Below are 12233 nucleotides of genomic sequence, written 5' to 3'. Positions count from 1 at the left end.
ATGCCTATTAGCGCCTTTGACTTGTTCAAAATTGGAATCGGCCCCTCCAGCTCCCACACCGGGGGGCCGATGACGGCTGCATTCCTTTACACGGAGCTGGTGGAGCAGCGGGGTATGGTGGATGCGGTGCAGCGGGTCGAGGTGGAACTGTTCGGGTCGCTGGGGGTAACCGGTCACGGGCACGGCACCGTCAAGGCGGTAATCCTGGGCCTGGAGGGTGAGCAGCCGCAACTGGTTGACCCCATCACGGCCGGTCCACGCGTGGATGAGGTGGGTGAGACCCGCCGGCTGCGGTTCGCTGGGCGGCGTGAGATTGACTTCGATCCGGAAGTCGACCTGATCATGCATCGCCGGAAGCGGCTGGACTTCCACACCAATGGCATGCGGTTCCACGCCTACGGAGCCGATGGGTCGGAACTGCTGGTCCGGGACTACTTCTCGGTGGGCGGCGGGTTTGTGCTGGACGAGGACCAGATCGGCGCGGACCCCGCCGCCGAGGCGACCGCCCCGGTGCAGCACCCCTTTGATACCGGCGAACAGCTCCTTGAGGTCTGCGCCGCGACCGGCAAATCGTTCTCCGAGATCGTGATGGCCAACGAGTTGTCCTGGCGCACCGAAGCCGAGGTGCGTGCCGGCCTGCTCGAAATCTGGGACGTCATGCAGGACACCATCCGCCGCGGATCCACCACCGACGGAATCCTGCCCGGCGGGTTGAACGTCCGACGTCGGGCAGCCACCCAGCTCAGGCTGCAGCAAAAAGCCGAGGATCCCAACGACAAGTTGAGCACCATGGAGTGGGTCACGCTCTTTGCACTCGCCGTCAATGAGGAAAACGCGGCTGGTGGCCGTGTGGTCACGGCACCGACCAACGGTGCCGCGGGGATCATCCCTGCGGTCCTGAAATATTATGTGGACTTCGTTCCGGGAGCCAACGACGACGGCGTCGTCCGGTTCCTGCTCGCGGCGACAGCCGTTGGTGCCCTGTTCAAGCGGAACGCCTCCATTTCCGGTGCCGAGGTCGGCTGTCAGGGCGAAGTGGGGTCGGCTTGCGCGATGGCTGCCGGCGCACTGGCTGAGGCGCTCGGCGGGACCCCTGAGCAGGTGGAGAACGCTGCCGAGATTGGCATCGAACACAACCTGGGCCTGACCTGCGACCCGGTGGGCGGTCTGGTGCAGATCCCGTGCATTGAACGCAATGCGGTCGGCGCCATGAAGGCCATCACTGCGGCCCGGATGGCGGTCCGGGGCGATGGCAAGCACCACGTTTCGCTCGACGTCGCGATCAAGACGATGCGGGACACCGGCGCCGACATGATGGACAAGTACAAGGAAACAGCCCGCGGGGGCCTGGCGCTGAACGTGGTGGAGTGCTGAACCATGGTTGACCACCCTGGGGGTCTTCCGCTCCGGGTGGAAATCATCCCGGGTAGCGGGGTCGTCGAGGCGCTCAAGGAACACCTGCCGCCGCCCGCGGTGGTGACGATCACCTGCCTCCCGCACCACGGAGCCGAGGAAACTGTAGATCTTGCCGTGCGCCTGGCCGGCCTCGGGTATCAGGCCGTCCCGCACCTGGCGGCCCGATCCATCGCGTCGCGCGGGCAGCTCACTGGCTTCCTGAGCCGGCTGCAGGCGGCCGGCGTTTCTGACATCTTCGTGATAGCGGGCGACGGCGGCTCGGCCGCGGGCCCCTATGCCTGGAGCGGGGCCCTGATGGAGGACATCGCCTCGATCGGCGGCGGGTCCTTCGTCCTGGGAGCTGCCGCCTACCCGGAGGGCAGGCCGGGAGCATCGGCCGGGGAGCTCACCGATTTGCTGCTGGCCAAACAGGAGCTATGTTCCTGGGCGGTCACTCAGCTTTGCTTCTCCGGACCAGTACTCGCAGCCTATGTGGCCGAGCTGCGCACCGCTGGAATTACCCTGCCTCTCTGGGCTGGGGTGCCGGGCGCCGTTGGCCGTGCCAGGCTGATCTCACTCGCCGCACGCATCGGTGTAGGTCCATCGCTGAAGTTTGCCAGGCGGTCCCTGACCGGCACCGGGGGTGGGTCGCTCGTGCGCAGCGTGCTGGCGCCGTCGTCGTACGACCCCTCGCCGCTGGTCCGGTCAGTCCTCGACTCGGGTGGTTTCGCGGGCCTCCACGTTTACAGCTTCAACAACCTTGCGCCGATCAGTCGGATCTTCACCGTCGGCTGACCACTGCCTATCCCACCGGGAGGCGGTCCGCCAGCGACCTGACCCACGGCTGATCACCGGTGACCCGATCCAGAAAAGGCCCTCGGCGTCAGGTTGGCCGATTGCAACCGGCCAACCTGACCCGCGCGGCCGTTCCTGACCGGAAAACGGCAGAGCCACGCAGAAACCTTGCGCGTGTAAGGTTTCTATGGAACCCTGTTCCTCATCGGATGAACGAAGGAGTTCCCATGCCAATGCCCATGCAGCCCAGCCACCGCAACCAGCTTGACCCCAGTCCCAAAGTCAGACGTAGGGCGGCACTCGCGGCGGGAGTAACCGCAGCGGTCCTGTCCCTCGTTGTTCCCTCGGCCGCTGTCGCCGGCCCTGCAGGTGGACCCGATGTGGGCAAAAAAGCCGACCCGTTGAATCAGTACGCCGCCGACACCTGGCTGTCACTCGCAGCGATGACCGATGATGCGACCGGACTGCCCGCCGACAATATCGAGGGCGATCTCACCACGCCAAGCGAGTACACGAGCCCCACGAACATTGGTGGCTATCTGTGGTCGACCATTGCGGCCCGGGATCTCAAGATCATTGATCGGAAGGAGGCGAGTGCCCGGCTGGCAACCACCCTCGACACCCTTGAAACCCTCGAAGTGCACGAGCCTAGCGGGATGTACTACAACTGGTACTCACCCACCGACGGCAGCAAGCTGACGACCTGGCCGGATAGCGGCGACGTCGTTCACCCATTCCTGAGCACCGTTGATAACGGCTGGCTCGCCGCAGCACTCAGGGTGGTGGCCGAGGCCGAACCACGCCTCGCCAGGCAGGCCGATGCACTTTATGACAGCATGGATTTCGGCTTTTATCACGACCTCAATGCCCGGGAGGGCGTCAGCCTCAACCGCGGTGGGTTTTGGGATGCGCCGCCCGGGGACGGGTGTGCGGTTCCCGACAACTACGGTGACGAGGGTCCCGACGTCTATTACACGTGCCACTGGTACGACACATCGGTGAGTGAGGCGCGCATAGCCACCTATCTCGGTATTGCCAACGGCCAGATTCCGCCGTCCGCCTACTATGGGACCTATCGCACCATGCCGGATCGGGGCTGCGACTTCGGTTGGCAGGAGCAGAAGCCGACCGGTGAGACCCGTGAATACCTTGGCGTGAGTGTCTTTGAGGGGGTATATTCCTACCGCGGCATGCAACTTGTCCCGGCGTGGGGCGGAAGTATGTTCGAAGCCCTGATGCCCGACCTCTTCGTCCCCGAGGCGGACTGGGGCGAGCGTTCCTGGGCGCCGAACCATGCAGCGACAGTGCGGGCTCACATTGAGCATGGCCTGGAGGAGGCCGGCTATGGGTACTGGGGTTTCTCGCCCGCCAGTGATCCGTTCGCCTCCTACCGCGAGTACGGGGTCGAGGAGATCGGAATCAGCAGCACCGGCTACGCGAGCGACGTCGAGAGCACCGACGTCGACAAGGGGTACGAGGGCTGCCGGGAAGCCGCGAACCCGGAGCCAGAATTTGGCGACGGGGTCGTGACGCCGCACGCGGCATTCCTCGCCCTACCGTACGATCGCACGGCGGTACTGGAAAACCTCGATGGCATCAAGAACAATCTCGGCGCCTACGGGCCCGGCGGATTCTATGACTCGGTCGCGGTGGGCAGTGGCACCGCAGCCGAGCGCTATCTCAGCCTGGACCAGTCAATGATCATGGGTGCGATCCTCAATGAGCAGAAAAAGGACAGGCTGAAGGACTACTTTGTAGACCGTGGCTTCGAGAAGGCTGTCCGGCCGCTGGTCGAGGCTCAAATCTTTGGCACCAACCTCGGCGAAAACTAGCGCTCTTCTGATTCCGGCACCCCAGCGGGTGCCGGAATCAGAAAGTATCCCCTGACAAACTCGTCGAAGACCGCGGTCATGTCGACGGTGTCATCGAGCAGCCACTGTTGCTGCAGGCCATCCATCACCGCAGCGATTAACCGCGACGCATGGTGGACGTCGAGGTCACTACGCACCAGGCCATCGCGCTGTGCGTCGGCGAGGATCTTCGCCGTCTGCTGTGCCCGATCGGCGTACCGGGCAGCAAAATACTCGTGAGCCGGATGGTCTGCGTTGGTGGCTTCGGCCGCAATCACCGTGTACAACGAGGTGAGCCCCGGGGTGGTCTGGTTGTAGGAGACCACCCGGCGCATCTGTTGTAGCAGGGTGTCTTCGGCAACATCGCCGGCAGCATCCTTGACGCGCTCGTCACGTTGGCGCAGCACTTCAGTGAAGAGTTCTTCCTTCGTCGCAAAGTGGTGCATCAACCCGGCCGGTGTGAGTGCAACCCGCTTGGCGATCTCCCGCAGGGACCCGCTGTGGAATCCGCTGCGCCCGAAGACCACAAGCGCAGCGTCCAGAATTTCCTGGCGCTTTGCCTGGCCTTTGGCATAACTGCCGCGTTTTCGGTCGGGGGGCATAGTCATAGACAAAAACCTATCGCATGACCGGAAATAAAAACCTTCCGCATGTAAGGTTTTTGTGGTAGCTTGACAACGAACTCCGACGGCGAAAGCCGTGTCCTGCGGAGTGTTCACCACACCTACTGGAGGCAAGACTATGAATCAATGGCGATCATGGAGCGCGGTGGCCGTCATCGGCGCACTCGCACTGACAGGCTGCGGACGCGAAGAGGGAAGTGCGTCCGGACCCGAGGGCGGTGGCCCCATCGACGACGCTCCCGCAACCGGAGAGGTCACCATCTGGGCGATGGGCAATGAGGGTGAGATTCTCGACCAGTTGGCCGCCGACTTCGAGTCTGAGAACCCTGACGTAACCATCAACGTCACTCCGGTCCCTTGGGAGAGCGCGCATGACCGCATCGCCACTTCCATCGCGGGCGGAGAGACCCCTGACATTTCAATGCTGGGCACCACCTGGGTGGGTGAGTTTGCGGCAACCGGGGCTCTGGAACCGACGCCCGAGGGTCTCGTCGATGAGGGCGACTTCTTCGAAGGATCCTGGGGCACGGCAGTGGTCGACGACGTGGCCTACGGGGTCCCGTGGTACGTGGACACGCGTGCCCTCTACTACCGGACCGACATGGCTGAGGCGGCCGGCGTTGAACCGCCAACCACCTGGGACGAGTTCAAGACCTTCACGGAAGGCCTCCAGGCGGAGGGCGCCGAGGCAGGCATCTCCCTGCCACCGGGCGGCTTTGATTCCTGGCAGTACCTGGCACCGTTCGTGTGGCAGGAGGGTGGGGACATCATGAACGAGGACGGCTCCGAGTTCACCTTCGAGACCCCTGAGTGGAAGGCAGCATTCGAGTACTACTCGAGCTTCTTCTCCGAGGGAATCTCAGATCCGGTGCGGCTGGAGACAGGTGAGATTGAACAGAAGTTTATTTCCGGTGAGGTGGGCTCCTTCTTCAGCGGCCCCTTCCACGTTGGTCTCCTTGAAGAGCAGGGCGGCGAAGGATTCGCCGACCAGTTCGACGTAGCGATGGTCCCAGGCACTGATGCGCGGACCAGTTTCACCGGCGGCGGCAACCTTGCTGTGTTCAATGACAGCGAGAACCGCGACGCCAGCTGGAAATTCGTGAGGTGGCTCAGTGAACCCGAAACGCAGATCGCCTGGTACGACATTTCGACCACGCTGCCCAGCGTCCAGGCTGCCTACGACGATCCCACTTTCGCCGAGGACCCCAACCTGAGCGTCTTTGCCGATCAGCTCGAGGACTCCAAGGCACCGCCCGCCATTCCGACCTGGGCTCAGGTGTCGGCGGTCATCGATCAGGAGCTTGAAAAGGTCACCCGCGGCGACACCACAGTCGATGAGGCGCTGGCCGCTATTCAGGGACAGGCCGAAAGCATAGGGACAGGTCTGTAACAGTGGCACTCGCCCAAACGGGAAAACCAGCTCCGGCGCGGTCGCGCAAACCGCGCTCGCGTCGGAGCCGGCAGACTGTCGTCGCCTGGAGTTTCGCTGCGCCGTTCCTGATTCTTTTTGTGATCTTCATGGCGGGGCCCATCGTGGCATCCCTCGCCATGAGCTTCACTGATCTGACCACCCGGGACCTGCGAAGCCCGTTCGGGGTGAATTTCGTGGGATTCGAGAACTACATCGCCCTGTTCAACGACACCCGGTTCGTCCGCTCCCTGGTCAACACCGCAGCGTTTGTGTTGGTTGGTGTGCCACTCACCATGACCGTGGCCCTCCTGGTGGCGCTGGCGCTCAACAACGGGATCACCCGGTTCCGCACGCTTTTCAGGGTGGGCTTCTACGCCCCGGTAGTGACCAGCATTGTTGCGGTCGCGATCGTCTGGCGGTTCATCCTGCAGCCGGACGGACTCCTGAACGGCTTACTGGGGGTATTCGGCATCGCTGGTCCTAACTGGCTCGAAAATGAGTTGACGGCCCTGCCGTCCCTTATTTTCATGGCGGTCTGGCGCAATATCGGAACCCTGATGGTGATCTTTCTGGCCGGGTTGCAGGGAGTTCCACGGGAGCACCACGAAGCGGCCATGATGGACGGGGCAACCGCCGTGCAGCGGTTTTGGAATGTCACCCTTCCCGCTATGCGGCCGCCGATCCTGTTCGCGGCAGTGATCACCGGCATCGGGTTCCTGCAGTTTTTCGAGGAACCGTATGTGATGACTGGTGGCGGCCCGCTCGATGCGACCCTTTCGACCGCCATGTACACGTATGACCAGTTTGGGTTCGGTAACTATTCCTACGCCTCAGCGGCGAGCTACGTCCTGTTCCTCGCCATTGTGATCCTGTCCCTCATCCAGTTCCGAATCCTTGGAAAGAAGGACTGACATGGCTACCTCCGTTGCACCACCGGTCGTTGCGGTTCCCGCCAGCCGTAAGCGCTCACACCTTCAGCAGCGCCCCAGGCTGTGGCTGTACGTTGTGCTGGCAGTCGGCATGATTGCGATGATCCTGCCATTCGTGTGGATGATCCTTGGATCCTTCAAGACGACGGCCGAGATTCGGCAGTACCCGCTGAACTTCTGGCCCATGGAGCCAACTCTCGACAACTACACCGAGTTGTTTGTCCGGCTGGACTTCGCCACCTTCTTCACCAACAGCCTGGTGGTGGCGGTTTTCGTCACAGCCGGCAACATCATCTTCTCGTCAATGGTGGGATATGCCCTGGCGAAGCTGGACTTCGCAGGGAAAAAGATCCTGTTCATGTTGGTCCTTGGCACGCTGATGGTGCCTGGAGTGGTGACCTTCGTCCCACTGTTTGTGCTGACCGCCAACCTTGGTTTGGTGAATTCCTATCCGGGGCTGATTCTGCCCTTCCTGATCGCACCGCTGGGCGTCTTTCTCATGCGGCAATTCATGTTGGGCCTCCCGGATGACCTCATTGAGGCGGCTCGCATTGATGGCGCCAGTGAATGGCGAATCTTCCTCCGGGTGATCATGCCGTTGTGTGGGCCCGCCGTCGCCACCCTGACCATCCTCACGTTCCTTGCGTCCTGGAATAACTTTCTCTGGCCCCTCGTGGTGGCCACCAGCGAGGACCGCTACACGCTGCCCGTCGCCCTGGCGTTGTACTCGGTTGGTCAGAATGCAGCGGAGTACGGCCTCATGATGCTGGCGCCGTCGTCGTGGTCCTGCCAATCCTCCTCATTTTCGTCCTGCTGCAGAAGTACTTTGTGCAGGGCATCGCGCTGACAGGCATCAAATAGCTGGCTTCCGCCGGCAGAAAGTAGTCGACTATGAACTTCCCAAACGGATTTCTGTGGGGTGCGTCTACGGCGGCGCACCAGATTGAGGGCGGCAACGTCAATTCTGATTGGTGGCAGCGGGAGCACGGTCATTTCCCCGGCGCTCCAGTCGAGGCCCCGAGCGGTGACGCTGCTGACAGCTACCATCGGTATCGCGAGGACATGACATTGCTGGCCGACGCCGGCCTGACGTCCTACCGCTTCAGCATCGAATGGGCGCGGATCGAACCGGAAGAGGGTTTTGTCTCCCGCGCCGCCGTGGATCACTACCGTCGGATGGTGGCGACCGCCGTCGAACTCGGTCTCACCCCAATGGTGACCCTGCACCATTTCACGAATCCCATCTGGTTCGCCCGGGCCGGTGGGTGGAAGGACGCTGGGTCGGTGGAGCGGTTTGCCCGCTACGTTCAGCACGCTCTGCCTGTGCTCGAGGGGGTCGACCTGGTCTGCACCATCAACGAGCCGAACATGGTCGCTGTTCTTGCTGACCCAGAGCAGGGTTTCCCCTCGATCGGACTTCCCGCAGGCAACCCCGAGGTCACTACGAACCTCATCGCCGCGCATCGCCGTGCCGTCGATATATTGCAGGCCGCGGGCAAGCAAGCCGGTTGGTCGGTCGCAACCCAGGCCTACCAGGCTGAACCGGGGGCCGAGGATGTCACGGAAGAATACGGCCGAACACGGGAGCACGTCTTCTTGGAGGCCTGCGTCGGTGACGACTGGGTGGGGGTCCAGGCCTACACCCGAACCAAGGTGGGCGTTGACGGTCCGCTGCCGATTGACGACGACGCCGAGCGAACGCTCACCGGTTGGGAATACTACCCCGCAGCCATCGAGGACGGCATCCGAAATTCCTGGCAGCGCAATAGCGTGCCGATCTACATCACGGAAAACGGGATTGCTACCGGCGATGACACTCGTCGAATCGACTACACGCGCGGCGCCCTGGAAGCCGTTGCCCGGTGCATCGACGACGGAATCGAGGTCCGCGGTTACCTGCACTGGAGCGCATTGGACAACTACGAGTGGGGCAGCTTCAAGCCAACCTTCGGCCTGATCGGCTGGGACGCCAAGACGTTCGAGCGGCACCCCAAGCCAAGCCTCGGCTGGCTCGGGAGGGTGGCCGCGGCGAACTCGCTGCTGGAGCCGGCTGACGCTGCCCCGTAGCCAATTCCGCACAGAGCTGCCCAGTAGCCAATTCCGCACGGAAACGGCCCCAAGGGTCAGGATCGCCGGTTGCAACCGGCAATCCTGACCCCAAGCGCCGTTTCTCGCTGCTGGGCAGCCCGCATCGGCGACAAACACCCCAGGTGGCAGGCGGGGGCCGGTTTGCCTCCGGGTGACAAACTTAAAGTGTGGCTCATCTAGACGTTTCCAACATTGACTACTTCCTCTCCGACGGGCGGCAGTTGCTCAACGCCGTCAGCTTCAAGGTCGGCGACGGGCACAAGACGGCCCTGATCGGCCCCAATGGCACGGGCAAAACCACACTGCTGCGCATCATCGCCGGCGATGTCACCGCCGATGAAGGCGCCGTCACCCGCTCCGGCAACATGGGAATCATGCGCCAGTTCGTCGGCCAGGTCAGGGATGAGACGACGGTCCGGGACCTGTTGGTCTCCGCCGCGCCGCCAGCCCTCGCCAAGGCCGCGAAAGCGGTCGACGACGCCGAGCTCGCCATGATGGAGAACGACGACGAACCCACCCAAATGCGCTACGCCCACGCGATTACCGAGTGGGGTGACGCCGGTGGCTACGAACTGGAAACCACGTGGGACGAAGTCACCATGGCTGCACTCGGGGTGCCTTACGCCCGGGCACAGTACCGGGCGTCGTCGTCGTTGTCCGGCGGCGAGCAGAAACGGCTGGTCCTCGAGGCGCTGTTCTCCGGACCGGACGAGCTGCTGCTCCTCGACGAACCCGACAACTACCTCGACGTTCCCGGGAAGCGGTGGCTGGAGGCGAAGCTGAACGAGTCCAAGAAATCGGTGCTGTTCGTCAGCCACGACCGGGAACTGCTCGCCAACGCCGCCACCCGCATCATCACGCTGGAGCCTGGGGCGCTCGGCGCGTCCAGCTGGATCCACGGTGGCGGCTTCGAAACCTACCTGCAGGCCCGCACCGACCGCAACCTGAGGTTCGAGGAACTGCGGCGCCGGTGGGACGAGGAGCACCTCAAGCTCAAAGAGCTGGTCAACATGTACAAGAACAAGGCGGCGTTCCGGTCCGACATGGCCAACCGGTACCACGCCGCCCAGACCCGGCTCGCGAAGTTCCTTGAGGCCGGGCCGCCGGAAGCGATCCCGATAGAGCAGAACGTCACCATACGGCTCAAGGGTGGTCGCACGGCCAAGCGGGCAGTCGTCGCCCAGAAACTCGAACTCACTGGGCTGATGAAGCCGTTCAGCACCGAGATCTGGTTCGGCGACCGGGTGGGAGTGCTGGGCTCCAACGGTTCCGGCAAGTCCCACTTCCTGCGACTGCTTGCCAGTGGCGGCACCGATCCGGAGAAGGAACACGAACCGGTCTCCGAGGTCAGCATCCAGCCCGTCCCACACGAGGGAACAGTGAAGCTCGGTGCGCGGATCCGACCTGGCTTCTTCGCGCAGACCCACGTGCGACCCGACCTGCTGGGACGCACCCTGCTCGACATTCTGCACCGCGGCGATGATCACCGGTCGGGATTGCCGCGCGAAGCGGCGTCAGGAGTTCTGGACCGTTACGGTCTGGCGGGTCAGGCGGAGCAACTGTACGACTCCCTCTCGGGTGGGCAGCAGGCGCGGCTGCAGATCCTGTTGCTGGAACTCTCGGGTGCCACGCTCCTGCTGCTCGATGAGCCCACCGACAACCTCGACCTGCACTCGGCCGAGGCGCTGGAGAAGGCCATCGACGCGTTCGAGGGTACCGTGCTGGCTGTCACCCACGACCGATGGTTCGCGCGTAGTTTTGACCGGTTCATGGTTTTCGGGTCGGACGGCTTGGTGTACGAAACTGAGGAGCCGGTCTGGGATGAGGGCCGGGTGCAGCGCGACCGCTGACCCAAACGGTCGGCTGAGGCAGTAGACCGGCTCCGAAAATTGCGCATACGGTTTACTGGTGCAAACAAATGTCTTGTCGGCCATGTGGGCGACGTTCGCCGTCTTCGGCCTTAACGGCCTGGTCTTCGCGAGTTGGGCTGCCCGGATCCCGTCCGCGTCCTCAGTGCTGGGCCTCGGCTCGGGGGAGACGGGCGCCCTGTTGTTGGCTGCTGCCGCCGGATCGGTGATTGCCCTCCCCCTCGCGGGCGGGATCTCAGGCCGGGTGGGGGTCGCCAATACGGTCAGGATCGGCGGCGTGGTGTCTGCCCTCGCGGCGGTGACCATTGCCGGCGGATTGACGACGACGTCGGTCTCCCTCACCGCGATCGGGCTATTTCTCTTCGGCGTGGGCGTTGCCCTCTGGGATGTGGCCCAAAACATTGAGGGTGCCGACGTCGAGCACCGCCTCCGCCGCACCATCATGCCCAAGTTCCACGCGGCGTTCAGCGGCGGCGCCTTCGTTGGTGCAATGGTCGGCGCCGGTCTGTCACACCTCGACGTCGACCTGTCCTACCACCTGCTGGGGGTTGCCGCCGTCGTCCTCGTGGTTTCCCTCTGGGTGCCCCGCTACTTCCTGCCGGACATCTCCCACGCCGACGCGTACCCGGATACTCCCCAGCCCAGCCGGTTCGCTGCCTGGCTGGAGCCAAGGACACTGCTCATTGGGTTGGTGGTGCTGGGCGCTGCCCTGACCGAGGGTGCGGCCAACGACTGGGTGGCCAAGGCCACCGTCGACGGCTTGGGGGCCAGCGAAGCGACTGGCGCGCTCATATTCGGCGTGTTTGTGGCTGCGATGACCCTGTTTCGGTTTGTGGGCGGCGGATTGATTGACCGGTATGGCCGGGTCAGGGTGCTGCAGATCAGCCTCGGGTCGTCGCTGGTGGGGCTCATCATCTTCGTTTTTGCGCCCACCGTGCCGCTTGCGGGGGTGGGAGCGGTGCTCTGGGGTGCCGGCGCAGCGCTGGGCTTCCCGATGGGAATGTCGGCGGCCGCCGACGAACCGCGTCATGCGGCGGCCCGGGTATCTGTGGTTTCCACCATCGGCTACCTGGCGTTCCTGGCCGGACCGCCCCTCCTTGGATTCCTCGGCGATGTGGTCGGCATCCGCAACGCACTGCTCGTCGTGGGGGTGGCGGTCCTCGCCTCATTCCTGGTCGCACCCGCTGCCGCCGAACGCCGGACCGACGCCGATCCCCTGGGCACACCCGTCCCCCAGAAACTGGATCAACCGGGCCCACTCTGACCGCTTCCCT

At 63.7% G+C, this 12233-nt stretch carries 9 protein-coding genes and 1 pseudogene; 9 read left to right on the top strand and 1 reads right to left on the bottom strand.

Features of this window, described 5'->3' with window-relative positions; translation table 11 throughout:
- From DDA93_RS02905 to DDA93_RS02895, 3 genes are all read left to right on the top strand, one after another.
- Positions 1-1374: an L-serine ammonia-lyase gene (locus DDA93_RS02905; protein WP_019482078.1), complete on the top strand. Its 1374-nt coding sequence runs from the start codon at positions 1-3 to the stop codon at positions 1372-1374.
- A gap of 3 nt (positions 1375-1377) precedes the next feature.
- Positions 1378-2190 (top strand): methylenetetrahydrofolate reductase, encoded by an 813-nt coding sequence (locus DDA93_RS02900; RefSeq protein ID WP_019482079.1) that lies wholly within the window; start codon positions 1378-1380, stop codon positions 2188-2190.
- A gap of 227 nt (positions 2191-2417) precedes the next feature.
- A complete protein-coding gene (locus tag DDA93_RS02895; RefSeq protein ID WP_243400494.1) occupies positions 2418-4022 on the top strand; it encodes a glucoamylase family protein in 1605 nt (534 codons plus the stop codon).
- Here DDA93_RS02895 and DDA93_RS02890 read toward each other — a convergent pair.
- Positions 4019-4648: a TetR/AcrR family transcriptional regulator gene (locus DDA93_RS02890; protein ID WP_035746769.1), complete on the bottom strand. Its 630-nt coding sequence runs from the start codon at positions 4646-4648 to the stop codon at positions 4019-4021. The genes DDA93_RS02895 and DDA93_RS02890 overlap by 4 nt on opposite strands.
- Before the next feature lie 133 nt (positions 4649-4781).
- Here DDA93_RS02890 and DDA93_RS02885 point away from each other — a divergent pair, with 133 nt between their 5' ends.
- The 6 genes and pseudogenes from DDA93_RS02885 to DDA93_RS02860 all read left to right on the top strand — a co-directional run bounded on the left by DDA93_RS02885 (position 4782) and on the right by DDA93_RS02860 (position 12223).
- Positions 4782-6053: a sugar ABC transporter substrate-binding protein gene (locus DDA93_RS02885; RefSeq protein WP_024475643.1), complete on the top strand. Its 1272-nt coding sequence runs from the start codon at positions 4782-4784 to the stop codon at positions 6051-6053.
- 2 nt (positions 6054-6055) lie between these two features.
- The gene (locus DDA93_RS02880) at positions 6056-6985 is read left to right on the top strand and encodes a sugar ABC transporter permease (RefSeq protein ID WP_019482083.1); all 930 of its coding nucleotides are present in this window, start codon (positions 6056-6058) and stop codon (positions 6983-6985) included.
- 109 nt (positions 6986-7094) lie between these two features.
- Positions 7095-7864 (top strand): annotated as a pseudogene (locus DDA93_RS02875) (carbohydrate ABC transporter permease).
- Positions 7865-7894: 30 nt separating this feature from the next.
- On the top strand, positions 7895-9070 hold the full coding sequence (locus DDA93_RS02870) for a family 1 glycosylhydrolase (RefSeq protein WP_019482085.1): 1176 nt from the start codon (positions 7895-7897) through the stop codon (positions 9068-9070).
- Between the two features lie 188 nt (positions 9071-9258).
- The gene (locus DDA93_RS02865; RefSeq protein ID WP_019482086.1) at positions 9259-10941 is read left to right on the top strand and encodes an ATP-binding cassette domain-containing protein; all 1683 of its coding nucleotides are present in this window, start codon (positions 9259-9261) and stop codon (positions 10939-10941) included.
- An 82-nt stretch (positions 10942-11023) separates the two neighbouring features.
- Positions 11024-12223: an MFS transporter gene (locus DDA93_RS02860; protein WP_116778015.1), complete on the top strand. Its 1200-nt coding sequence runs from the start codon at positions 11024-11026 to the stop codon at positions 12221-12223.
- The last annotated feature ends 10 nt before the right edge of the window (positions 12224-12233 follow it).

Origin of the sequence: Arthrobacter sp. Bz4, from assembly GCF_003075455.1 — a bacterium.
Taxonomy (GTDB): domain Bacteria; phylum Actinomycetota; class Actinomycetes; order Actinomycetales; family Micrococcaceae; genus Arthrobacter_D.
Note: the sequence above shows the minus strand (reverse complement) of the source record. Positions and strands in the feature narration are given on the sequence as shown.

Excerpts from the sequence above, each read along its gene's own strand:
- DDA93_RS02905 (WP_019482078.1), top strand. The coding sequence starts at position 1 with ATGCCTATTAGCGCCTTTGACTTGTTCAAAATTGGAATCGGCCCCTCC.
- DDA93_RS02900 (WP_019482079.1), top strand. The coding sequence starts at position 1,378 with ATGGTTGACCACCCTGGGGGTCTTCCGCTCCGGGTGGAAATCATCCCG.
- DDA93_RS02895 (WP_243400494.1), top strand. The coding sequence starts at position 2,418 with ATGCCAATGCCCATGCAGCCCAGCCACCGCAACCAGCTTGACCCCAGT.
- DDA93_RS02890 (WP_035746769.1), bottom strand. The coding sequence starts at position 4,648 with ATGACTATGCCCCCCGACCGAAAACGCGGCAGTTATGCCAAAGGCCAG.
- DDA93_RS02885 (WP_024475643.1), top strand. The coding sequence starts at position 4,782 with ATGAATCAATGGCGATCATGGAGCGCGGTGGCCGTCATCGGCGCACTC.
- DDA93_RS02870 (WP_019482085.1), top strand. The coding sequence starts at position 7,895 with ATGAACTTCCCAAACGGATTTCTGTGGGGTGCGTCTACGGCGGCGCAC.
- DDA93_RS02860 (WP_116778015.1), top strand. The coding sequence starts at position 11,024 with ATGTGGGCGACGTTCGCCGTCTTCGGCCTTAACGGCCTGGTCTTCGCG.